This window comes from Pareuzebyella sediminis (assembly GCF_008367235.1).
Lineage (GTDB): Bacteria > Bacteroidota > Bacteroidia > Flavobacteriales > Flavobacteriaceae > Pareuzebyella > Pareuzebyella sediminis.
Window position 1 is genome coordinate 891,133 of the sequence record NZ_VTZS01000002.1, and the last position, 24,492, is coordinate 915,624.

At 42.0% G+C, this 24,492-nt stretch carries 21 protein-coding genes; 10 read left to right on the plus strand and 11 right to left on the minus strand.

Annotation, left to right across the window (positions count from 1 at the left end; translation table 11 throughout):
- Positions 1–20: 20 nt before the first annotated feature.
- Positions 21–842, minus strand: coding sequence for a 3-deoxy-8-phosphooctulonate synthase (kdsA, locus tag F2B13_RS10410; protein WP_149275013.1), 822 nt, complete (start codon positions 840–842; stop codon positions 21–23).
- Between the two features lie 73 nt (positions 843–915).
- On the opposite strand from kdsA, the gene F2B13_RS10415 reads away from it, so the two are divergent.
- Complete coding sequence (locus F2B13_RS10415) at positions 916–1,503, plus strand: hypothetical protein (protein WP_149275014.1); 588 nt, start codon at positions 916–918, stop codon at positions 1,501–1,503.
- A gap of 17 nt (positions 1,504–1,520) precedes the next feature.
- Here the strand turns inward: F2B13_RS10415 and F2B13_RS10420 are convergent, their stop codons facing one another.
- Positions 1,521–2,423 carry a hypothetical protein gene (locus F2B13_RS10420; protein ID WP_149275015.1) on the minus strand — a complete coding sequence of 301 codons (903 nt, stop codon included), beginning with the start codon at positions 2,421–2,423 and terminating at the stop codon, positions 1,521–1,523.
- A gap of 237 nt (positions 2,424–2,660) precedes the next feature.
- Between F2B13_RS10420 and typA the strand changes: the two genes are divergently transcribed.
- Together typA and F2B13_RS10430 are read left to right on the plus strand one after the other, a co-directional pair.
- Entirely contained in the window at positions 2,661–4,460 is a 1,800-nt protein-coding gene (gene typA / locus F2B13_RS10425; RefSeq protein ID WP_149275016.1) for a translational GTPase TypA, read from the plus strand.
- Between the two features lie 228 nt (positions 4,461–4,688).
- Positions 4,689–5,477, plus strand: a complete 789-nt coding sequence (locus F2B13_RS10430) for an SDR family NAD(P)-dependent oxidoreductase (protein WP_149275017.1) — start codon at positions 4,689–4,691, stop codon at positions 5,475–5,477.
- Positions 5,478–5,545: 68 nt separating this feature from the next.
- Here F2B13_RS10430 and ppgK read toward each other — a convergent pair whose 3' ends face one another.
- From ppgK to F2B13_RS10455, 5 genes are all read right to left on the minus strand, one after another.
- Positions 5,546–6,298: a polyphosphate--glucose phosphotransferase gene (gene ppgK / locus F2B13_RS10435; protein WP_149304104.1), complete on the minus strand. Its 753-nt coding sequence runs from the start codon at positions 6,296–6,298 to the stop codon at positions 5,546–5,548.
- 71 nt (positions 6,299–6,369) lie between these two features.
- A complete protein-coding gene (locus tag F2B13_RS10440; RefSeq protein ID WP_149275019.1) occupies positions 6,370–7,857 on the minus strand; it encodes a sulfatase in 1,488 nt (495 codons plus the stop codon).
- A gap of 481 nt (positions 7,858–8,338) precedes the next feature.
- Positions 8,339–9,136 carry a polyphosphate kinase 2 gene (gene ppk2, locus F2B13_RS10445; protein ID WP_149275020.1) on the minus strand — a complete coding sequence of 266 codons (798 nt, stop codon included), beginning with the start codon at positions 9,134–9,136 and terminating at the stop codon, positions 8,339–8,341.
- Positions 9,137–9,156: 20 nt separating this feature from the next.
- The gene (ppk2, locus tag F2B13_RS10450; protein ID WP_149275021.1) at positions 9,157–10,014 is read right to left on the minus strand and encodes a polyphosphate kinase 2; all 858 of its coding nucleotides are present in this window, start codon (positions 10,012–10,014) and stop codon (positions 9,157–9,159) included.
- Between the two features lie 314 nt (positions 10,015–10,328).
- A complete protein-coding gene (locus F2B13_RS10455) occupies positions 10,329–11,024 on the minus strand; it encodes a cell division ATP-binding protein FtsE (protein ID WP_149275022.1) in 696 nt (231 codons plus the stop codon).
- Positions 11,025–11,292: 268 nt separating this feature from the next.
- On the opposite strand from F2B13_RS10455, the gene F2B13_RS10460 reads away from it, so the two are divergent.
- From F2B13_RS10460 to F2B13_RS10475, 4 genes are all read left to right on the plus strand, one after another.
- Positions 11,293–14,316, plus strand: a complete 3,024-nt coding sequence (locus F2B13_RS10460) for a tetratricopeptide repeat protein (RefSeq protein ID WP_149275023.1) — start codon at positions 11,293–11,295, stop codon at positions 14,314–14,316.
- 53 nt (positions 14,317–14,369) lie between these two features.
- Positions 14,370–16,124, plus strand: a complete 1,755-nt coding sequence (locus F2B13_RS10465; RefSeq protein WP_149275024.1) for a TonB-dependent receptor — start codon at positions 14,370–14,372, stop codon at positions 16,122–16,124.
- A gap of 123 nt (positions 16,125–16,247) precedes the next feature.
- A complete protein-coding gene (locus F2B13_RS10470) occupies positions 16,248–17,723 on the plus strand; it encodes a hypothetical protein (protein WP_149275025.1) in 1,476 nt (491 codons plus the stop codon).
- Between the two features lie 143 nt (positions 17,724–17,866).
- Positions 17,867–18,937, plus strand: a complete 1,071-nt coding sequence (locus F2B13_RS10475) for an OmpA family protein (protein ID WP_149275026.1) — start codon at positions 17,867–17,869, stop codon at positions 18,935–18,937.
- A 64-nt stretch (positions 18,938–19,001) separates the two neighbouring features.
- Here the strand turns inward: F2B13_RS10475 and F2B13_RS10480 are convergent, their stop codons facing one another.
- The 3 genes from F2B13_RS10480 to F2B13_RS10490 form a co-directional block, all read right to left on the minus strand.
- Positions 19,002–19,790 (minus strand): NIPSNAP family protein, encoded by a 789-nt coding sequence (locus F2B13_RS10480; protein WP_149275027.1) that lies wholly within the window; start codon positions 19,788–19,790, stop codon positions 19,002–19,004.
- 69 nt (positions 19,791–19,859) lie between these two features.
- Positions 19,860–20,072, minus strand: a complete 213-nt coding sequence (locus F2B13_RS10485) for a helix-turn-helix domain-containing protein (RefSeq protein WP_149275028.1) — start codon at positions 20,070–20,072, stop codon at positions 19,860–19,862.
- Positions 20,073–20,081: 9 nt separating this feature from the next.
- The gene (locus F2B13_RS10490) at positions 20,082–20,726 is read right to left on the minus strand and encodes a DUF2975 domain-containing protein (protein WP_149275029.1); all 645 of its coding nucleotides are present in this window, start codon (positions 20,724–20,726) and stop codon (positions 20,082–20,084) included.
- Between the two features lie 145 nt (positions 20,727–20,871).
- Between F2B13_RS10490 and F2B13_RS10495 the strand changes: the two genes are divergently transcribed.
- From F2B13_RS10495 to F2B13_RS10505, 3 genes are all read left to right on the plus strand, one after another.
- On the plus strand, positions 20,872–21,633 hold the full coding sequence (locus F2B13_RS10495; protein WP_149275030.1) for an NYN domain-containing protein: 762 nt from the start codon (positions 20,872–20,874) through the stop codon (positions 21,631–21,633).
- A gap of 70 nt (positions 21,634–21,703) precedes the next feature.
- Positions 21,704–22,126: a hypothetical protein gene (locus tag F2B13_RS10500; protein ID WP_149275031.1), complete on the plus strand. Its 423-nt coding sequence runs from the start codon at positions 21,704–21,706 to the stop codon at positions 22,124–22,126.
- Positions 22,127–22,211: 85 nt separating this feature from the next.
- Complete coding sequence (locus F2B13_RS10505; RefSeq protein ID WP_394348968.1) at positions 22,212–23,837, plus strand: amidohydrolase; 1,626 nt, start codon at positions 22,212–22,214, stop codon at positions 23,835–23,837.
- Positions 23,838–23,904: 67 nt separating this feature from the next.
- Here F2B13_RS10505 and F2B13_RS10510 read toward each other — a convergent pair whose 3' ends face one another.
- On the minus strand, positions 23,905–24,453 hold the full coding sequence (locus tag F2B13_RS10510) for a DUF2911 domain-containing protein (RefSeq protein WP_149275032.1): 549 nt from the start codon (positions 24,451–24,453) through the stop codon (positions 23,905–23,907).
- Between the last annotated feature and the right edge of the window lie 39 nt (positions 24,454–24,492).

Sequence of the window (24,492 nt, forward strand, 5' to 3'; positions counted from 1 at the left end):
CTAACAATTTTTCCTTGCTTTTATTGCAAATTATTCACCGTTTCCCTTAGGGCGGTGAGGTGGGTCAAAAGGCGTTCCAAATGGTCGAGGTGTAACATATTGGCACCATCACTTTTAGCTTGGGCCGGATCGAAATGGGTTTCCATAAAAATACCGTCGACTCCGGCCGCTATACCTGCACGGGCCATGGTATTGATCAGTTCAGGGCGGCCACCGGTAACTCCGGAAGCCTGATTCGGTTGCTGCAAGGAATGAGTGACATCAAGCACCACCGGGGCATATTGTTTCATGGTAGGTATCCCCCGAAAATCGACAACCATATCTTGATAGCCGAACATCGTGCCACGGTCGGTAATCCAAACCCGATCATTACCCGAATCGGTGACCTTGGTCACGGCATGTTTCATACTTTCCGGTGACATGAACTGTCCCTTTTTGAGATTGACGACTTTTCCAGTTTTGGCCGCTGCCACGATCAAGTCGGTCTGTCGTACCAAAAAAGCCGGAATTTGGAGTACATCGACATATTCCGCGGCCATATCGGCATCCGATTCTTGATGAATATCGGTGATGGTAGGCACTTTAAAGGTTTCCGATACCTTTCGAAGTATTTTCAAAGCCTTTATATCGCCGATTCCTGTAAACGAATCCACTCGGCTACGGTTCGCCTTTTTAAAGCTACCCTTAAATACATAGGGGATTTTTAACCTATCGGTGACATTAACTATTTTCTCCGCGATACGAAGGGCCATTTCTTCACCTTCGATAGCGCAAGGTCCTGAGAGTAAAAAGAAATTCTTGCTATCCGTATGTTTGATTTGAGGTATGACAGTTACATCCATTTCTTAAAATTTTTACAAAGATAGCACTTAAGCGCGGCATACTTTTTAGATTTAAAATGATTAAGCGAGCATTATGCACAAAAAGTTTTTAAGCCTGACCCTACTGGCACTTTGCTGTAGCTTGTATGTGCTGCGGGCACAGCGAACGGAAAAGGGCAACACCTTCGATCTGATCGACCTTGAACGGCATCAGGTTTCTTTCAACCTTTTAATGCCGAGTCTTCAGTACGAAATTGGTATCGCGCGCAATGTAAGTGCCTCGGCCATTGTGGGACTAGGTTTGGCAACCCCACAGGAAGGCTATTCGCTAGCGCCAATATACAATGTGAAAGCCCGATTTTATCACAATTTTGAACGCAGGAAGGCACTGAACAAAAACGTAGCCGGCAATTCCGGTAATTATATTGCGGCTTCGTACACCCATTTTTTTACCGAATGGGAGCTCTTGGGAAATATGAATACCGGGGACAGTTCCCTCGATTTTATTGGAGCGGCCTATGGCTTACAACGCACTTTTGGGAACGGTATAAATTTTTCTGTGGAAGCAGGTGGCGGTTGGTACAGACGCCATGACTTCAACTTGGGTATGGGACCCGTCATCGGTTTTTCATTAGGATGGACGCCCACCAAGCGAAAATCCCGGAAACCAAGATTTGATTGAACCAAAAGGGGGCCGAACTAGTTTTGAAATGTGAGCCAAGCCTCGGCACAAGTGGCGTCAGGCAACCAGCTTGCCCTACTCATGTTTCCGGGATAATCGGAATAGGGAAAAACCTCAGTACCCGTAAAATTGCCCAACCAGCCCGAATCTTCGGAAATGGGGAGTAGTCCGTTTTGGCCGGTCGAAATCCTTTTCTTTAAAATGGCCGAGAAAAAAACTTTGGCCAATGCGTCGGAGTTTTCCAGACTACTGAAATGCGTAGCCTGGGGTTCGATGGCAAAACTCCATAATCCACCTTCGCTTCTTTTGTCCAGAGCTATTTCCCTGAGGTATTCATTTCTTTGGTCGCCTTCCATCTCCCCGGAAAGAATAAGTCCGGGAACTGCCAAATTCTTAGGGGTTGCTTCTAATTGGCCCCCTCTGATACTGACAACGCCTACCACTTTGTTGGGCATGAAAACAGAAAAATTGTAGCTAAAATTCCCTCCGGCCGAATAGCCCCTCATGAGCAGAGGTAATTTGGAAATTGGGAGGATTCCTTGTGCTTCGGCAATCTTTTTGAGGGCATCGATCAATGCCTGTCCGCTCCCGCTCCCGGCAAGGGCATAGTTACTGGTTCCATTGAGTGATTTTAAATTGACACCCAAAAGTGCCAACCTCTCTTTTTGTGCAAACGCCTGCCATTCCGACGATTTCGTCAAACCAAGAGCGCTGCCATTATGATTGGTCAAAAGAACCAAAGTGGCACGTAGATCGTTGGTTTCTTTAGGAACCCATAGTCTAAATTCTGCGATATCGAAATTATTGTAAGGTGCTTCTGGAAATACGCGAAAAGTCCAATCGTCGATAAACTCACCGATGGGCCTTTCCGATTCCCCATGCGGTTCTTCATCCGAACAACCAATGCATAAGACTAGCAAGGGTAAAGCCAGTAAGAACCTATATTTATTCTTTTTTTCGATAAAAGGCTGTTTTACTCAAAGATACCTTGTTTATTTTATCCCGCAATTTTGACACTAGAGCAGATCAATGATAACGCTTTTGGCTGAATGTGCTCAAAATCAGTATGATAAAAATAACATAAGTTTGTGTTTCGGTGCAGAAATAAGCAGTATCTTTGCGCGCTCAAAAGGGAAGGCCTGCATAAAATAAGGAATATGAACACCACAAAGAATATTGCGATCATCGCTCACGTAGACCATGGTAAGACTACCTTGGTCGATAAGATCATGTACTATTGCCAATTGTTTCGTGACAACGAAAACACGGGAGACCTCATATTGGATAATAATGATTTGGAACGCGAGCGGGGTATCACGATTACTTCAAAGAATGTTTCCGTAGTCTATAAAGACACCAAGATCAATATCATCGATACCCCGGGTCACGCCGATTTTGGGGGCGAGGTCGAACGTGTGCTGAACATGGCCGATGGGGTTCTCTTGCTTGTCGACGCTTTTGAAGGTCCGATGCCCCAAACTCGGTTTGTACTGCAAAAGGCCATTGACCTCGGATTAAAACCTTGCGTGGTTATCAATAAGGTCGATAAGGAAAATTGTACTCCCGAAGAAGTACATGAAAAGGTTTTCGACCTGATGTTCGAATTGGGGGCGGAAGAGTGGCAACTCGATTTCCCTGTCGTGTATGGCTCTGCGAAACACAATTGGATGAGCGAAGATTGGCAGAAGCAAACCGATTCTATCGAACCATTATTGGATATGGTTATTGATCATATTCCCACCTTCAAACCTGAGGAGGGCAATACCCAAATGTTGATTACTTCATTGGATTATTCTTCGTTTACAGGAAGAATTGCCATAGGTAGATTGCAACGGGGTAGTCTTAAGGAGGGGCAGCAGATTTCATTGGTCAAACGCGATGGAACGGTAGTAAAATCAAAAATCAAGGAGCTTTTTACTTTCGAAGGTCTTGGCCGAATCAAAGTTAAGGAAGTGGTAACGGGAGACATCTGTGCCATCGTTGGCTTGGAAGGCTTTGAAATCGGGGATACCATTGCCGATTATGAAAATCCGCAGGGGTTGAAGACTATAGCCATCGACGAGCCTACGATGAGTATGTTGTTTACGATCAATGATAGTCCGTTTTTCGGTCAGGATGGTAAGTTCGTGACCTCGCGACATATTAAGGAACGTCTGGAACGTGAACTTGAAAAGAATCTGGCCCTGCGTGTGAACGAAACCGATAGTGCGGATAAATTTCTGGTTTTTGGCCGTGGGGTTCTACATCTCTCGGTATTGATCGAAACTATGCGTAGAGAAGGATACGAACTACAAATAGGACAGCCTCAGGTCATTATCAAAGAAATTGACGGTGTGAAATGTGAGCCGATCGAATCTTTGACCATCGATTTGCCCGAGGAAGTTTCCGGTAAGGCAGTTGAGATGGTTTCTATCCGTAAGGGAGAAATGACGAGTATGGAGGCTAAAGGGGATCGCATGGTTTGTGAATTTTTGATTCCATCCAGGGGTATTATAGGCTTGCGAAATCAATTGTTGACCGCGACTGCAGGGGAGGCAATCATGGCGCACCGCTTTTTGGAGTATCAACCGATGAAAGGTGATATTCCCCAGCGTCAGAACGGATCGCTGGTTTCCATGGAGAACGGTAAAGCCATACCTTATTCTATCGATAAACTTCAGGATCGCGGTAAATTTTTCGTAGATCCGGGAGAGGATATCTATGAGGGTCAGGTCATCGGTGAGAATTCACGAGGAGATGATATGACCATCAATATTACCAAGACCAAAAAGCTTTCCAATGTACGTTCGGCCGGGGCCGATGACAAGGCAAAGATTGTACCGGCGATCAAATTCTCTCTGGAAGAGGCATTGGAGTACATTCAGAAAGATGAATATGTCGAGGTAACCCCGAAACATCTACGCTTACGAAAGATTTATTTGAAGGAAGTAGACCGCAAAAGGAATAAGATTGCTTGACCTTGCCATCCCTTTTTCATACTGTACTTCATAAAGGTAATAAGTTAGGAGCGGTCTACCGTAAATTTTCTCGCTTCCTCTTATCTGTTTCTTGGTAAATCCTCAAAATTGAGCCGCAAATATTACTGCTTTTGTAATTCTTGGTTTCTTATCATTTTTTTAGTTTTTGGAACACAGGAATAATCATACCTTAACGTCAAAAGATCTATCTCTTAATTTATTTTGGATATGCGACTAGCAGGTAAAAAAGTACTTATTACAGGAGGTTCGCGGGGTATTGGAAAATGTATGATCGCCGAACTGATACAACATGGAGTGAAACACTTTGGCGTTATCGCAAGGGACAAGTCAAACCTCAAAGAATTGCGCACCACTTTTGAAGGGGTGGAATTTGTTCTCGTTCGTGGAGATGTAGCTGATATCAACGTTTTACGTGAAGCGGCCTCTAAAGTTGAAGATAAATGGGGCAGTTTGGATATTTTGATCAACAACGCCGGAATCGTATCCGCAGGTGCGATTGAGGATACTTCCGACGAAGAAATTTATGATCAAGTGGCAGTAAACCTAACAGCCGTTCTTTTCCTTACCAAATACTGCCTTCCTTTATTAAAGGCTTCTGAGGAGGCCTATATTTTGAACGTTTCATCCGGCCTAGGTTTGATAGGTATGCCTTTCTATGCGGTGTATGCGAGTACCAAAGCGGGAATTCGCCAGTTCTCTGATTCGCTGAGGCGCGAGCTAGAGCCCTTTCCTATTTCGGTAACCTGTGTGTACCCTACGGCTACCGATACCGATATGATGAAAACTTCAACTGCCCAAAATATGGATTCTCCGGAGTATGTCGCCGAACGATCGATTCAAGGAATGATCGACAAAGAATTGCACGTGATTTTTGGGGGCGAGGAGCGATTGGAAGATAATGTTCTGAACTTTGAATCCCCAGAGGAGTTCGACAAAAAAATTGCGGGAAATTACGAAGCCTGGAAAGAGGCTACCCAAAATCACAAGGCACTTTAATTTGCACAATTTCACCAATCGACGATTTGTGCTTTAAGCTTTCCGTTGTATAGAATAATGGATAACTTCTAAGAATTGGCTGGTATTTTATGAAAAGCCGCGGCCGCAGCACCAATAATACCAGCGTGATTTTGTAATTGCGCGGGCATTACGGGAGTTTCAATAGTAATGTAATCTTTAAACTGATCGAAATCTTTTGAGGCCCCGCCTCCTAACAAAATGAGGTCCGGAGCAATGATGAGGTCTACATACTTAAGAAACTTGTTAAAACGCTTTCCCCATTTCTTATAGCTCAATCCTTCGCGTTCTTTAGCGGAACCGGCAGCCCATAACTCAATTTTCTTGTACTTTTTGTAAGGAATTTGGCCAAGCTCAAAATTGGGTATCAGCTCTCCGTTGTAAAAGGCACCACTTCCTAATCCGGTGCCGATGGTAATCATCACTACAAGCCCTTCCTTGCCTTTACCAATTCCGTATTCCATGGCGGCGTAACCGGCAATGTCAGCGTCGTTGACTACTGTAAAATCGAGTCCCGTTTTATCTTCAAAAAGTTGTTCGACATTGACACCCAACCAACTGGGGTCAAGGTTGCCCGGTGATTTGCAAATACCTTTTTTGATTACCGTTGGAAACCCGCAACCTACTTTTCCCTTATAGTGGAAATGCGCGACAATTTGGGCGATCACATCGGCCATCTCCTCGGGGGTCCTTGATTTTGGAGTCGGGATTCGATGGCGCTCACTGATCATTTTTCCAGTTTCAATGTTTACAATACCGCCCTTCATTCCGGAGCCGCCTACGTCAATACCAAGAACTTCCATTATCGTTTTTTATGATTAGGATGACAAAGTAAGCAAAACTTTCGCTAGTTCTAAAATTGTGTTCGTCTTAATCAATTTTCTTTTTGATGGGCATATAGCCCTGTGTTTCCTTTTTCTAATAAAGGCATTAATTTTGCTACAATTTCAGGATGCTCATTGGCAATGTTCCTCTGTTCTTGAAAAGAGTCTTTGGTATGGTCGTAAAGTTCGATGACCGGTTTTTCTTTTCTATAGTATTTTGTGAGTCTATAGTCGGGCGTGCGAACCGAAATACCATTTCGAAAATAACTATAAGCGGCCTGATCTTTCCCATTTTTGCCTGTTTTCATGGCCGCAACTAGGCTTTCGCCGTCGAGTTCATAGTCGAGGCCGATTCCACAGAGCTCCATAAGCGTGGGATAAATATCAATGGTTTCGACAATAGTGGTTACTTTGTTTGTTTTAGGTTTTAAAAATGGCGATTTGATAATTAACGGACTTCTAACAGCATTTTCAAATATGGTGTGTTTGCCCCATACCCGTTGATCTCCAAGGTGCCATCCATGGTCTCCCCAAATGACGATAATGGTATTTTTATCTAAGTCAAGGTCTTGAAGTGTTTTCAAAAGCAAACCGATTTGTGCATCTGTATAACTTACGGCAGCATAATAAGCATGCCTTAATTTACGGGCATAATCGTCAGACAGTTGGTTTGATAGGGTAGCCTTTTCTTCTCCAAGGGCATATTGATTAAATTCCCCACTTTGGTGAAGACTTTTAAGACTGATATTTTCCGGAACGTCGGGATTGGTAGACAGTGGTATTTCTTCACGTTTGTATAGGTCCCAATACTTTTGAGGGGCGTTGAAGGGCAGATGGGGTTTGAAAAACCCGACTCCCATAAAGAAAGGTTTTTTATTTTGTTTAAGTTCTTTGAGCTTGGCTATGGCCAGTTTAGTAGTCAGCCCGTCAGGGTAGCCATCATCATCTACTTGACCTGCTTCATAAGGCTTCACCTGCTTTTGAAGACTTTGTCGATTTTCTCCATTGGCGTAGGCAAAGAAGGCGTTCCATCCGGTTTTCCATTTTCCGGGGTCGAAAAGCAATTCGCTCCAGCTATGGGGAAGCTCTTTTTTCGTTGATGGTTTTTCTTCATATCCGTAGACCAATCCATCGGCAGAATGGCTTATTTTACCAATACCAACGGTGTGGTACCCCTCTTGTTTGAATCGGTGAATGAAGGTTTCCGGGGAGGAGGTTTCGGGACGACCAGAAATTTCTTCTTCAATGGCCCGGTTGCTCAAATGGATCGGCTTTCTTGGAAGCATGCCTGTAAGAAGCGCATGTCTTGAAGCTCCACAGGTAGGCACCTGCACATAATGATGAGTGAAGAAAGACCCTGTATTCGCGAGCGCATCAATATTTGGCGAATGAATAACCTTGTTGCCATAGGCACCCAATTCAGGTCGTAGATCATCCACTGCAATAAAAAGAATATTGGGTTTGTCGTTGGGTTTATCGGTTGTTCTATAGCTTGTTAAACCAACGAGCAATAGAAAGATAAGAAGGTATCGGTACATTCAATTATATTTTGTAAGCAAGTGTTGAATATACTAAAAATGTCAGAGGTTCATTTAACAATCCTTTGTCCTGTATACAGGCGACAGTCAAAGGGTCGATTCGAGAAAACATATTTTGGTTCGAATAGTTTAACCAGACCACTTCAATGAGTTCGGATTTAGGTGTGAATCTCGGCTAAATGTAGCGCTATGAAAGGTAAGTACTCGGTGATAATAGGCTTAAAAACTTCGGGACGTGTTTCAGAGCACCAATGAACCGTATAGAGGGAAGCTACAGTAAAAAGCCTGAAAATTAGGGTATCTCCGGCAGATTTTTTTGAAAAATAGTTTCTTATTGGAGCCCTCTTCAATCAAAAACAAGAGATTGAATAGGTATGTCTAACCTTAATCTTGTAATAGTCTTTCGAATCGTAAAGATTTCATTGCCCTATACCACCTTTTGATATACATTTACCATAGCTGCCCTTCACCTTTCTTCTTTCTAGACATGGCGGTGTTTTAACACTTTCTCGTCTTTAGTTTCGTAGGGTAGTGTCTTTAAAACATGCTCTACGGCGGCTATACGTGCGTTCATTTTGCGGTTGGCCTTAATGATTTTCCATTTTACATACATATTCGTTTGATCGAACATTCTTTCTTTATACTTGGTGTATTCGTCCCATAATTCAAGAGCTTTTGCATCGACGGCGCTGTATTTCCATCTTTTCAAAGGGTTGTCGATGATATCATTAAATCGATTCTCCTGTTCTTCCTTGGTTATGGAAAAATAAAATTTGATTAGATAAATATTTGAATGGACCATCATTTTTTCAAATTCGTTGACTTGCGACATGAACCTTTCGTATTCTATGGTCGAGCAAAAACCATTGACGGGCTCTACAACGGCACGGTTGTACCAGCTACGGTCGAAAAGTACAATTTCACCGCTTTTGGGCAAGTGGTTCACGTAGCGTTGAAAGTACCACTGTCCTTTTTCTATCTCGTCAGGTTTGGGAAGGGCTACCACTCGGTATTCCCTAGGGTTGAGGTGTTCAGTAATTCTTCGAATTGCCCCGCCCTTTCCCGCGGCGTCACGCCCTTCAAATAATATAACTACTTTTTTGTCATTTGCAACGACCCACTTTTGTAATTTTAAAAGTTCTTCCTGTAATTTTTCAAGACGTTTTTCGTACTTGACAACTTTAATTGCCCTTTTGGGTGTGGGTTTACTATCACTCAACAAGGCTGTTATACCCTTTATTGAGTTCAATATTTTTAAATCTTTCTTTGATAGTTCCATTCTTTCCTTATGATAACCGGTTATATGTCCAGTTGTTTGAGCATCCTGAAATAGCGCTGAACGATATTGGGGTCGGGTAGTATTTGACCAGCATTGTTACCTCTTTCGCTATAATCGAACTGTGACAATAAATATTTTATACTTTCCAATCTAGCCAGCCTCTTATTATCCGATTTTACAATAATCCAAGGGCTAAAGGTATGATGGGTACGAGAAAACATTTGGGTTTTGTAATTCGTTATGGTATCCCATAATTCTTGCCCTTTTTGATCGACCGGACTAAATTTCCACTTTTTGAGCGGGTTTTCCAGGCGGTTGTTGAAACGCTTAAGCTGCTGGTCTTTCGATACGGAAAACCAGAATTTAATAATTCTCGTTCCCGATTCGTACAACATATGTTCGAATTCCGAAACTTGAACCATGAACCTATCGTATTGCTGTTGATCACAAAAACCCATTACCGGTTCTACTACCGCACGGTTGTACCAACTTCTGTCGAAAAAAACCAATTCACCTGCATTCGGCAATTCTTTGATATAACGGTTAAAGTACCATTGTCTTTTTTCAACTTCCGTAGGTTTGTTGAGGGCCACGATACGCATGGCCCTAGGGTTTAAATGTTCTGTAAAACGGCGTATGGTACCTCCTTTGCCCGAGGCATCTCGGCCCTCGAATATAACCGCCACCTTTTTATTGTGGTCCTGTATCCATTTTTGTAGGCCTACCAATTCCGCCTGCAAACACCGTAATTCGGTTTCATATTCATAACTGGTCAATACTTTTTTAAATAAAGGATTTTCATTTTGATATTTCCTCAAAAAGTCAAGTAATTCCTTCCTGGAATCAAGGGTTTTTAGAACAGCTGGGGTTATATTCATACGGCATGGGTTTAGCGGCAGTTTGTTTCAACAAACCGTTTCAATGTTACAAGGTAGACCCTTATTAACAAAATATAAGAGAGATTTTTACCATTTTTATGAAAGCCGACCCTGATTTTATGCAATGTAGAGGTTGAATTCCATCCTATCGGAAAATTCGCAATAGTCGCTCCGGAGCCTTCAAGTCAAAATAGGAAGAATTTTATTCTTTAAAAGATACGGTGAAATGAATGCGTTTGGATAATACCCTTATACAATGAACGATCGGGAAAATTTATTCTCTGCTCGAAAGGGCTGGCCCGTTATGGGTAGGGTCAAACCGCCCTTTGTACTACTTCAAAGATACGATTGCCGTCGCATTTAAGCGTTTTTGAGGGATACTTTAAAATCAGGGCATAATCATGGGTCGCCATAAGAATAGTGCGTCCCGATTTATGAATTTCCTGAAGAACCTTCATCACTTCAACACTGGTTTGTGGATCAAGGTTTCCGGTGGGTTCGTCTGCTAATATTAAGTCGGGATCGTTCAATAATGCCCTTGCTATGGCTACGCGTTGCTGCTCTCCGCCGGAAAGTTGGTGCGGGAACTTAAACCCCTTTGTTTTCATCCCCACCTTACTCAACACCTCCTCGATTTTTAGGTTCATTTTGTGGGTATCCCGCCATCCCGTAGCTTTAAGTACGAACGACAAATTGTTATTGATATTACGGTCAGGAAGCAATTTGAAATCTTGAAAAACGATTCCGAGTTTTCTGCGCAAGTAGGGAATATCTTTTTCCCTTAATTTGGTAAGGTCGAAATCGACAATGTGCCCCGTTCCTTTACGCAAGGGCAGGTCGCCATATAAGGTTTTCATAAAACTGCTCTTTCCACTCCCGGTCTTTCCGATAAGATAGACGAATTCACCTTCAATAACATCTAGATTCACTTGGTTGAGTACGAGGCTTTCCTTTTGAAAAATGGAGGCATCCTTAAGTTCTAAAATAGTCTTAGGCGTAATATCCGACATGATGGCAACTATATTTCATGGGTATTATAGAGAAGTTGTGAAAGCCAGTCCAAAGCTTGTCCCGATTTCTACAAAAATGGGGTGCGACCGAAACTTTTCTCGTTTAGTTAATATAAAAGTAATAAGTTCTGAGGGAAAGGGATGGTGACTTTTTCAAAATCTTTTTTCTTTGTACTCCGAGAATTTCATGAAGTGAATATACTTTGGTATGATATTTAACGTTATTAAAATTAATAAATAGGAAGAGTTCAAGGTTAGTCAGAACACTATGCTAAAAAAAATCACCGCTTTGTTCCCTATTCTTTTGGGAACGGTTTTTTTGGGAATTTCCCAAGAGACAAAAATTTATACCCACGCACAGAAGGATTATCAAGATGCATTGGCCCTGTACAATAATGAACAATATCAGGCTGCCCAAAGCATTTTTGCCAAGGTAAAGCAAACCACGAAAGATATTGAAACCAAAGCCAATAGTGCCTATTACGAGGCCAATGCTGCCGTGCGTTTGAACCAGTTGGGCGCGGATCGTCTCATGGAAGACTTCGTGGAGAACTACCCTACGTCAACAAAACGCAATTCGGCCTTTGTAGATGTAGCCGAGTATTATTTCGAGACCGGTAAATATCCGTATGCCCTTAAATGGTATAACAAGGTCGATCAAAAGGCCCTTTCGCCTAAAGAGCGCAATAAGTTTGATTTCAATTATGGCTATTCCCTTTTCACATCTGGTAAGGGAAAAGAGGCGGAACGCTACCTTCAAAAAGTAGAGAACTCACCGGTGTACGGTTCACAGGCCAAATATTATTTAGGGTATATGGCTTACCAACAAGACGATTACGATGCCGCCAACCAGCGCTTTGACCAAATTAAAGATCCGGAGATTCTAGAGGAGAAAATGGATTACTACCAAGCCGACATGAATTTCAAACTAGGCAAGTTCGATGAGGCTATCGCACTTGCCAAAAAGCAAATGGCCAAGGGCGACCGTAAAGAGAGGTCGGAACTTAGCAAGATTATTGGGGAGAGCTATTTTAATTTGGAGCAGTACGCAGATGCCATTCCCTATTTGGAAGATTATAAGGGAAAACAGGGGAGGTGGAGCAACACCGATTACTATTTGCTTGGTTATTCCTACTATAAGCAAGACGATTTTGCCAATGCCATTCAACAGTTTAACAAAATCATTGACGGTACCAATAGTGTTTCTCAAAATGCATACTATCATTTGGCGGAATGCTATTTGAAGCTCGACAAAAAACAGGAGGCATTGAATGCTTTTCGCAATGCATCCCAAATGGATTTTTCTCCTGAAATAGCAAAAGATGCCTATCTCAACTATGCGCGCCTTAGCTATGAAATCGGGAATCCATATGAACCCGTTCCTCAAGTTATTTCGGAATATTTGCAGCAATATCCTGACGATTCCCATACCCAAGAAATGCAAGAATTGTTGGTGGATTCCTATATTACATCGAAGAACTTTGAGGGCGCCCTGGAGCTTTTGGAAAGAAACCGGAATTATGCGAGTAAGGCCACGTACCAAAAGGTGGCCTATTATCGGGGTATCGAACTTTTTATGAACGGTGAGTACCTTGAAGCGGCCGAGAACTTCGAAAAATCTTTAGATAATGCCGAAGACGCTACATTCAAGGCCCGTGCAAGTTATTGGAAGGCCGAATCTGAATATCTCCTCAACCGTTTTAGTGAGGCACTTGTCAATTATATCCAGTTTCAGCAGAACCCCATGGCAAGGGCTACCGAAGAATATGCCGACTTGGATTATAATTTGGCCTACACCTATTTCAAATTAAAGGACTACGTTAATGCCATTGCTTATTTTACCAATTTTACGGAAACCCGACCAGAGGATAACCAAAAACTATATGACGGTTATTTGCGCTTGGGAGACAGCTATTTCGTAACCAGTAAGTATTGGCCCGCCATTGAAACCTATAATAAGGCTTTGGCTTTGACCGGGCCCGAAAAAGATTATGCCGCATATCAGAAAGCATTGAGCTATGGCTTTGTCGACCGTCGCGATACCAAAATGGAAGAGTTGCGCACTTTTATATCTGCCTATCCAAAATCGACTTTGAAAGATGATGCCCTTTTTGAATTGGCGAACACGCTGGTCGCTTCGGGTCAAGAACAGCAGGGCATACAGATGTACGATCGCATGATAGGGGAGTTTCGGGGAAGCTCTTTGGTGCCTCAAGCGATGATGAGACAGGGACTAGTTCACTATAATGCCAGTAGAAACGAGCAGGCCTTGGAACGGTTCAAGACTGTGGTACGAGATTTTCCGAATACCCAAGAGGCGATACAGGCAGTAGCTACGGCGAAGCTTATTTATGTGGATATGGGTAGGGTGGACGAATACGCACAATGGGTAAAAAACGTCGATTTTGTGGAAGTGACCGATGCCGAACTGGATAATGCCACCTTTGAATCTGCCGATAAACAAAATCTTGAGGGGAAGAAGGAGGCTGCTATCAGAGGATATGAAAATTATATCAAGCAGTTCCCCAATGGCCTTAATGCAGTAAGGGCCAACTTCAATCTGGCACAACTTTATTTTCTGAAATCAGAAAAAGACAAGGCATTGCCCCACTACAAATTCGTTGCTGATAAAGCGGGCAGTGAATATGCCGAACAGGCCTTGACCAGGGTCTGTGAAATATACATCGGCAACAAAGATTATGAAAGTGCCCTACCATATCTAGAACGTCTGGAGAATCAGGCAGATATACAACAAAATAGAACTTTTGCCCAATCAAACCTCATGAAGGGCTATTACGAGCAAAAAAATTATGACCAGACACTGGCCTATGCAGAGAAGGTCTTGGCAACGCCCACCATTGATAACCGAATCAAAAGTGACGCACAGATTATGATTGCCCGTTCTGCCATCGCTACCGGAAATGAGGTCAAGGCTGAACAGGCTTATAGAGAAGTACTGCAAATCGCTTCAGGGGCTACTGCCGCAGAAGCACTCTATTATGATGCTTATTTCAAGAACAAAGCAGAAAACTATGAGGACTCGAACACAGCGGTGCAAAAGTTGGCCAAAGATTATGCGAGTTATAAAGAATGGGGCGGTAGGGGCCTTATCATTATGGCCAAAAACTTTTACGCGTTAGGCGATGCCTACCAAGCTACTTACATTTTAGATAGTGTAATAGCCAATTTCACTCAATATCCTGAGTTGGTATCGGAGGCGAAAGGGGAGTTGTTGATCATTAAGGCCAAAGAGGCCGAGAGCAATTCATCGGTACGCACTGATGGAAATTAAAAAACCAAGGAAAAAAAGTGAGTCAGAACAACGGTAGACCAAAGGAACAATATATGCATACCTACATAAAAATTTTAATAATTCTATTTCTGGGTTCCACTCAGGTAATCGTGGCACAAGAAGAGGATACCGATGACATCGGAACCGAAACCGTTACAGTGACCAAGGCTTACACTCCTACGATTTCCGATGCTTTCAAGATCAAATCCGTACCTGACCTTAACGATTCGATCGTACTGCAAAAAAAATCTATCGAGTATAATATATTCTCTGTTCCTGTAGCTTCTACTTTTACCCCTGCCAAAGGTAAAGCTACGTCCGTGAAGAAAACACCCCCCCCTATACTCTACAACTCATATGCATCGGCCGGAGGGGGAAACCCCGCCAATCTTATGGCAAAATTTTATACCAGCCGAACTATAGATCGTGAGTCCGGGTATACAGTGGGCTTGGAGCATAACTCGTCCCGTGGTGACATCAAAGGAACCGCATTGGATAATATTTATTCCAATACCGAGCTTGATGCTGCTTATAAGAAAAGAGATAGGGACTTTGATTGGGGAGTCGATATCGGTGCCAAACATCAGTTGTACAATTGGTACGGAATACCCAATGGGGTATTTACCGAGCAGACGGTCAATTCAATTGACGAACGGCAAAATTATTTTATGGCGGAGGCCGCTGGCCACATTAATGTGGAGGATGCTTACTTTGAGAATGCGAGTTTACAATATAGGCGTTTCTGGGATGTCGTAAAATCGGGAGAGAATAGGGCAATTTTCAATACGGGCTTTGCCTTTCCGGTTGCCGATGAATCTTTTGGAATAAAGGCCAAAGTAGACTACGTAAATGGGAGCTTTGAGAACGCCGACTTAAATAACCCGACAAATACCCTTGGTATAGAGTACAGTCAACTACAAGTTGGCTTGAATCCCAGTTTGACCTTAATGGCAGATGATCTGGCGCTTGTTCTTGGGGTTAATCTAGTTTATGGATTGGACGCAGAGAATAAAGAGAACAACTTTTATATTTATCCCGCAGTTACCGCATCGTACCGTTTACTTGACGAATTGGCTATCGCATATGGCGGTATAGAAGGGGAGCTCGAACAGAATTCATATTACGATTTCGTACAAGCTAATCCTTTCGTTTCACCCACATTGACAATTACCCCTACAGATAGGAAATACGACGGCTATCTGGGGCTGAGGGGGCAGTTGTTACCGAATCTCAGCTATAACGTCAAGGCCTCGTACACCGCTGAGAACAGGAAGCCTCTTTTTAAATTGAACCCCCAAAATACCTTTAGGGATGATGAAAAAGGTTATTATTATGGCAATTCTTTCGAAGTATTTTACGACGACCTAAAGACCATCGGTGTACTTGGCGAACTGAATGTCGATGTCAACCGTAATTTTACCTTGGGAGTCAATGTTCAGTATTTTAATTATACGACGGAAACCGATAATCCTGCTTGGAATTTGCCTGATATCACAGGGTCGTTGTTCATGGATTATCAAATTGGCGAAAAGTGGTATGCAGGTGCTAATTTATTTTACGTGGGCACTCGGGAAGATGTTGCCACCATAGCGGATCAAAGTGGAATTCCCACCAACTTTACACCAACCCTTATAGAGCTTGATTCTTATTTTGATGCCAATGCACATGTTGGTTACCGGTGGAACGAACAATTATCTATTTTCCTCAAAGCCGCTAATATTGCCAATAACAACTATCAACGTTGGGCCAATTACCCTGTGCAAGGCCTCCAAATATTAGGCGGACTCACCTATAAGTTTGACTTTTAATATTTGAAAAGGAATGCCTTTGTGTATGAACCGATTTTTAGGTGCGTTCATCCATGGTGGTCCTTATAATTTTCTAACAATGATTATTTTCGTTGAACTTTTGTAGAAAAAATAATCTTAGTAATGCCTCAATCAATGGCCGTTCATTTGAAAATCCGCTTTTGCTTTCTAGGGCTTTTAGGGCCGGAGTTTTATAGAAAGGCCTTGGGAACGGTTTTTTTGGCGCTCCTATTTTTGGTCTCGTGTAAGTCTGACGATACGGTAATCTCCGCTGAGAATGATACCGACGGTGATGGTATTTATGATGAACAGGAATCGTTGAACGGTACGAACAAGGGTAACCCTTGTGATCCCAAGCAAAATCCCGATTACACGGGTTACGATTCAAATAATCCGATTTGGATGGGTGCCGATTGCGATGTTGATGGCATAACCAATGGGCAAGAGCTGGCCGACAATACGAACCCTTATGTCAACGAGAAAAAAGATACGGATGGCGATGGAGTTCCAGATTTTGAAGAAGTGGCCAATGGTACGGATAGCAATGACCCTTGTGACCCCTTACAGGATGAGGAATATCAAAATTACAATACTACAAATACCCTATGGTCAAGCTCTGATTGCGACGGAGATGGTATTAGCAATGGCGATGAGGTCTCCAGTAATACCAACCCTTACTTGGATGAAACAATTTTCGCCATTCCCGAATTTTTACCCACCTTATCAGAATTGCGATTATTCAAAGGTAGTCTTGAAGATTTGATAACCAATGGAGCTACATATGAGTATACCTTGTCAACACCTCTTTACAGTGATTACGCCCATAAGCTTCGTACAATATCACTTCCTCAAGACAGTCAAATAATTTATCAGGGGGAAGGTTTGTTGGAATTTCCCGATAATACCGTAATCAGTAAAACTTTCTATTACTTTATTGATGAACGCAATCCATCCTTGGGAAAAAAATTAATAGAAACCCGCATACTGATTAAAATGAACGGTGTTTGGGAGTTGGGAAATTATCTTTGGAATGAAGAACAGACCGAGGCAGTTTTAAGTAATGATGCTCCTACGGTTAGGGTCGATTGGATCGATAGTCAAGGGGTAGGTAATACGGTAGATTATAAAGTGCCCTTTGCTATCAATTGCACCCAATGCCATAACGTAAACGATGTTTCAAAACCCATTGGTCCAAAGGCCAGAAATTTGAATACGGTTTTGAACGGAAAAAATCAGTTACAGTATTTTATTGACGAGGGATTATTGGTCAATGCCCCTGCCGTATCTGAAATAGCAGGCTTACCGGATTGGTCTAACCAGTCTGAATTTTCCTTGGAAGAAAGGGCCCGAGCCTATATGGATATCAATTGTGCCCATTGTCATCAACCCGGCGGTTATCGCACTTCAAGTGAGCCCAATAGGCCGGATTTTCGGTATGAGACCACTTTTGAAAACAGTCTCATCTATGATTTTAGGGCCGATATTCGAGATAGGGTCAAAACTTCCCCCGATTTCGGGGCCTCAATGCCCTTATTGGGAGTAACAGAGCTTCATTCGGAAGGGGTACAGCTCATTCAGGAGTATATCGATTCGTTGTAGTCCGTTAGAATTGGAGCTTTAGAATCTTCATATAGGGTAGCTTTAAGTGTGCAAGATTCAGAGCCTTCCCATAATTCCTTATTTTTAATACGTTATTTAAATGATTCGATGTGATACCAAAATGCGGGAGATATTTTCTTACAATGCTTTTTTTATTTCAAGGTTTGGGTATTGTTGTCTCCCAGAATTTGGTAAGAAACCCAAGTTTTGAGTATTACAAAGATTGCCCGAAAAGGTTGGGAAATTTCACAGCTGACGTGATATCTTGGTCTACCCCAACCGAGGGTACTACCGATTATTTTAACTCCTGTAGTGTAGTCATGGGTGCCCCTGAAAATTTCAATGGCAATCAACAAGCCGAATTCGGAAAAGGATACTGTGGACTGTATGTTTACGCTCCCGATGATTATCGTGAATACCTGCAGGCAGAACTCACCGACACGCTCAAAAAGGGTAAGGAATACCGTGTGTCATTCTATGTGAGTCTTGCCGAGCGGTCCGACTTCGCTGTGAATGAATTTGGGTTATTGTTCGCTCAAGACAGTTTGAAAATATCGACGACCAAATCGCTGTCCAAAGGATTATTATACCAAAAAAAGGGGAACATCTATACCGCTTTGGAAATCAATTATCCGAAGTTTTTTTCCGATACCAAGAATTGGACCTTGGTTACTACACAATTTATCGCAAAGGGTACGGAAAAATATTTGGTACTGGGCAATTTTAAGAATAACGACCGTACACGACTTTTGAAGACAAAGCGGAACGCAGAACGAGGTGCTTATTATTATATAGATATGGTTGCTGTAACAGGCATTGAGAATAGGCTATCACAGGAGCAAAGCATTGAGGAGACCGACTTTACAATAAATGAGCCCTTTATTTTTAAAAATGTCTTGTTTGATTTTGATGAGTTTCGATTGCACGAACCCGCAAAAAAGGAGCTGGAAGGTATTAGAGCCTATCTTATAGACCATCCAGAACTTTTTATTACCATCAATGGGCATTGTGATGCTACGGGAGACCAAAGCTATAATCAGAAACTGTCAGAACTACGGGCCAAGGCCGTTGCTCAATATTTAATGTTAATCGGTGTTTCGGGACAACAAATAACTTGGGCCGGTGCTGGGGGTAATCATCCTATTGCTCCCAATACCACTCGTGAAGGTAGAAGAAAGAATAGAAGGGTAGAATTTGTTATTGCGCGCAGGTAGAACCATTATTAAAAAGGCCCGCTAAAGCAGCGGGCCTTTTTTTTGACATTTTCGTTGAACGGTATTAATAATCGGAATATTCGGTGGGATACAATAGCAGGATATCGGCCTTACTCACGTTATTCTGGTAATGGGTATCCGATTTCAACTCTTTCCATTTGTCGGAGGTAAAGAAGGTCTCCCAAATCTCATCACGTTTTTCCATATTGGGGTAGGTGGTCATATACATCAAATTGGGCATGCTATCTCCCGAAATCACTTCTGCATAAAAAACGGCGTTGGCATCAATTGCCTCGAATAGCTCGACCTCTCCTCCCGTATTAAACATATCTACCTTGTTCTTGTACAGCGCCTCGGTGGATGATTCGTAGCTGCGAAGTTCGTATACCCGGTCTTTTCTCGGACCTGATAAAGGTGAAGGTTTCATCTTTGGCATATCTACAAAAGCACGCATAAGGGTCGAATTTATACGTTCATAAGGGGGATCGTCATACGACGCCTCAATATAGCTTTTACCGGAAGAAAGATAACTTTTATCCTGAGCCAAAGCGTCTTCCAGAGTTGCGAATTGTTCCAAAGATTGAAAAGGAATTAGAACGAATATTTTATTGGCTATTAGAAAATTATTGGGCCTATATTTGAAAACACCGACATTTTCAATACCGGCACGTTTTAAAGCAGGCAAGTAGGCCTCTTTTAAAAAGCTATCCATTCGGGTCTCTTGCTTTTCATTTTTTAGGGTGTAGGTCTTTAACTGATAAAATTCACGGTTTTGTTCTTGTGCGAAGGCCGTAATTACCACCGCAAAGGTCAAGAAGAATAAAAAAAGGTCTTTTGTTATTGATTTTTTCATAAGAAAGTAAATTAGTGTGTATAAACTTAAGGAAGATTGAAATGATAACCTAAACGACGATTACTTTTGTCAAACATCGCTTGTCCTGAATTCTAAAATATCTCCCGGTTGACAATCTAAAGCTTCGCAAATCGCCTCCAAAGTGCTAAAACGTATGGCTTTTGCCTTACCTTGTTTTAGAATGGAAAGATTCGAAAGTGTAATTCCTACCTTTTCAGAGAGTTCGGTCAATGACATTTTACGTTGTGCCAAAACGACATCAAGGTTCACTATTATAGCCATAAATCAAATTTAAATGGTCAGGTCATTTTCATTCTTCAATTGGGCACCTATTCGAAAGGCTTCTGCAATAACTAAAAGAAAAAGGAAAAACAGAATATATTCCCATTGTGCAAAAGTGTAAAAACTAATTTTAGTAAAGTGGACGCCAGGAAAAACTAGCTTGTCCGCCAAATATGAAGCGGATATAAGAAAGTATATTTTTTCAACCATAAAAGCCAATATGAACAATAGCGCCATATTGCGCATGCGAACCGCATTGCGAGCTACTAAAAACCGACCGGTTTTGGCAGCCTCAAGTATTTGACAGACAAGTTTAATGATGAATAGTATACAAAGGGATACTGCAACGGTAACCAGTTTAGAAAGAATTACGCTTGTCAGGGAAAATGATGTGCTATTGATGAATCCCTTACCATTGTAAAGTGTGAAGCGTGTTGAAGTGGTATCGCCATTATTCACAAAATTTCCGGTTTCACTGAATGTAAAGGTGACGGGGAGATTGGCGTAATTCGTCGGTTCTTTTGAAAATAGTTGAATGATTCCTATTGCAATATAGATAATCAGTGCTATAGTAACGAGCAAAAAAAGACCTCTAAATGCGACGAGTAGAAAATTGATAAGAGGTGAGGTGGGAGTCGAAAGGGTTTGTTTCATTTTAAATAATTTTTTCTTTCCGTAAAGAAACAAAAAATTATTGATAAACAATAAATATTAATTGATTAACAGCTAATATTGGAATTGTCATAGATTGCATGCACCTCTTTGTTCAAAACCGTTACCTTTACCGAAATTGAAACGAATGGATCTTAATCTAGCCGTACTTATAGACGGAGACAATATTCCCTCGGCCTACGTGAAGGAAATGATGGAGGAAATCGCAAAATACGGTAATCCAACCATTAAGCGTATTTATGGGGATTGGACAAATCCACGCTTGGGCAAATGGAAAAATATTTTGTTAGAGAACGCGATTACCCCGATTCAGCAATATGGATACACCCAAGGAAAAAACGCTACGGATTCTGCCATGATAATCGATGCAATGGATATCTTGTATTCGGGCAAGGTGAATGGTTTTTGTATCGTGAGCAGCGATAGTGATTTTACGCGTCTGGCGACCCGTCTTCGAGAAGCGGGTATGCAGGTTTTTGGTATAGGCGAAAAGAAAACACCTAATCCTTTTATAGTCGCTTGCGACAAATTTATATATATCGAAATTTTAAAGGCCGAGGCCGAAGAAGACGCTCCTAGTGATACAAAGGGGAAGTCTGCGGTCAAAAGTAGCGTTGATAAAGTAACCCCAAAGGTTATTAAGTTAATAGCCTCGACCATCGATGATGTCGCAGATGACGATGGCTGGGCATTTCTAGGTGATGTAGGTAGTCTTTTACAGAAGAAACAGCCCAATTTCGATTCCCGAAACTATGGTTTTCAAAAACTGACACCCTTGATCAATTCGATAAGTTCGATTGAGGTTGAGCGCCGAGAGGATGCCAAAGGCCGTAAGAAACTGATATATGTACGTATAAAGGAAAAACCAACAAGGGCGTCAAGAAGATAGTATGGTTTTTATACTTCTAAATGTCTATATTTAGAGAAATATTTACATTTTACAAATAGCAATTATAATTATGAAGAATACTAATACCGTGAGAGGTTTTTTATCCCTGGCCGTAGCGATTTTATGCTTACATACGGCCTTTTGTAATATCACGATACAGAATTATATGTTGGAATATGATGAAGTAATGGCCGAGAGCGATGTAATAGGTACTTGGCGGTATACAGTTGACAATGTTCCACCCGAATACCGCACGGGTGTACTTTCTATTTTGAATGAAAATGGAGCATATGTCGTTCAGGTGCAATTGAAAGCTGGCACCTTGAAAGCAGAGAATATTTCTGTAGAAGGAAATAAAATTAGGTTCAAAATCTATCTAGAAGGTAGTCCCGTTTCGGTCGAGCTTATGGCCTCCGAAGATAAAATAAAGGGAAGTAGCTCCTCTTCCGAAGGAACTTACACTATCAAGGGAGAGCGGGTGAAACCACAGTAAGACTACATATTCTTACCTCAAAGCTTTCTTTTGGGTAGACGGGTCAAATACCATATGTTTTTAACTCCATATATTTCTTGTTTTGATAAAAAGTCTTTTAATAGGAACAGTCTTTTTGATTGTCACAGGTTGTGATAACCCTAAAGACACGGTAGATCTAGTCGTTGTGAATGCGAATGTCTATACAGTAGACCAAGATTTCTCAAAGGCTCAAGCCTTTGCCGTGCATGAGGGTAGATTTGTGGGCATTGGTACTGACGAAGAAATTCAGAAAGCGTTTGAATCAGATCAAGTGATCGATGCTAAAGGGCGAACAATAACCCCAGGGCTAATCGATGCCCATTGCCATTTCTACGGACTAGGGCTGAATCAACAGTCGGTAGATCTTACTGGCACTACGAGTTTTGAAGAGGTGCTCGAGCGTGTGCAAAAGTTTCAAAAAGAAAAAAGAAAGGATTTCATTCTAGGTCAAGGTTGGGACCAGAATGATTGGGAGAATCAAGAATTTCCTACTAGGAAAGAACTCGACCAACTATTTCCAGATATCCCAGTTGTATTGCGTCGAATTGATGGTCATGCTCTTCTAGCCAACAAAGCTGCCTTAGACAGGGCCGGCATCGACTCTAGCACCAAAGTTGATGGAGGTGAAATTGTAAAAGGAGCAATGGGCCTTACAGGGGTTCTCATAGATAATCCAATGTCTTTAATTGATGCTATAACCCCGCAACCTGATTTGAATACACGGATAAATGCTTTAAAAGATGCAGAGCGCATTTGTTTGAGTTATGGCCTCACAACCGTAAATGACGCAGGTATAGGCCGGCCCGTTATTGAACTTATTGATAGTCTACAACAGGCCGGTGAGCTGTCGATACGGGTGTATGCCATGGTTAGTGCCACTCCCAATAATTTAGATTACTATCTAAATAAGGGCTCGATAATTTCAGATCGTTTAAATGTGCGCTCGGTCAAGGCCTATGCAGACGGGGCATTAGGCTCTCGCGGAGCTGCCCTAAAAAGCCCTTATTCCGATAAGGCAGGGCATTTTGGGGCCATGGTGACGCCTGTTGAATCGATTGAGGCTTTGGCCGATCGAATTGCCAATTCCGAATATCAACTGAATACCCATGCCATTGGAGATTCTGCCAATGCCGTAGTTCTAAGGGCCTATGATAAGGTGTTGAAAGGCAAATCAGATCGACGTTGGAAAATAGAACATGCACAGGTTATCGATCCGCATGATTTTCATTATTTTGAGAAGGGTATAATTCCTTCGGTACAACCTACACATGCTACAAGTGATATGTATTGGGCCGAGCACCGGCTCGGTAGTGAAAGGATAAGAGGTGCCTATGCATTTAAGACATTATTGGATAGGGCCGGTATAGTCGCCTTGGGAACCGATTTTCCAGTAGAACAGGTAAGTCCGTTTCTAACCTTTTATGCGGCAGTGGCACGTCAGGATTTGGAAGATTTCCCAAAAGACGGATTTCAAATGAAAGATGCCCTTTCAAGGGAAGAAGCTTTGAAAGGAATGACCATTTGGGCGGCCTATTCTAATTTTGAAGAAAGTAAAAAAGGGAGTATTGAAACGGGTAAGTACGCCGATTTTGTTATTTATGACAAAGATATGATGAAAGTGCCTCTTGACGAGATTCCAAGTATTCAAGTTGAGCAGACCTTCTTGAACGGTCAGAGAATGGTTCGATAGACCACTGATAATATACTAAAAAACCGAAGCAGAAGCTTCGGTTTTTTAGTTTCATGGGAAATGATTCTTACATTTTTTGCATCTCAATGGGTACGGCAACCCTTGTTTTGTCCCAGCCCATCACCATCTCAATACCGCCATCAACTTCTTTGAAAGCTATAGAAAATGGTTCCAAAGCTTCGCTATCCGAACCAGTGGGAATCGTAACGCGGGCAACGTCTCCAGCTTCATCATACGAATAAGAGCCCCATTGATTCAAGTTTTTGTTCAAAATCACCGTCCATTCATCCGTGCCAGGTATCGTAAACAAAGAATAAGTTCCAGCAGGGATACTTTTGCCACCAAAATTCACATCAGAGTAAAAGGTAATTTCAGTCGCTTCATTTGCGCCAGTTCTCCATACTTTCCCATTGGGTGCCAATTTAGAAAGTGACCTTCCTTTTAATTGCGGCCTACTGTAAATAACACGTACTGTTTTGTTACTATTTTGACTTTCGTTGGGATAGTAGGCAATATCAGCTGGACTTTTGTCGAGACCGCTAAATTTTTGGGCAACAGCTTCTGTAGTAAAGACCATCGCTAAGGCTAAAAAGGCCAGAGTACATACTTTTTTCATAATTAAGTGTTTTGTTTTTGATTTTGTTTGAAAATAGAT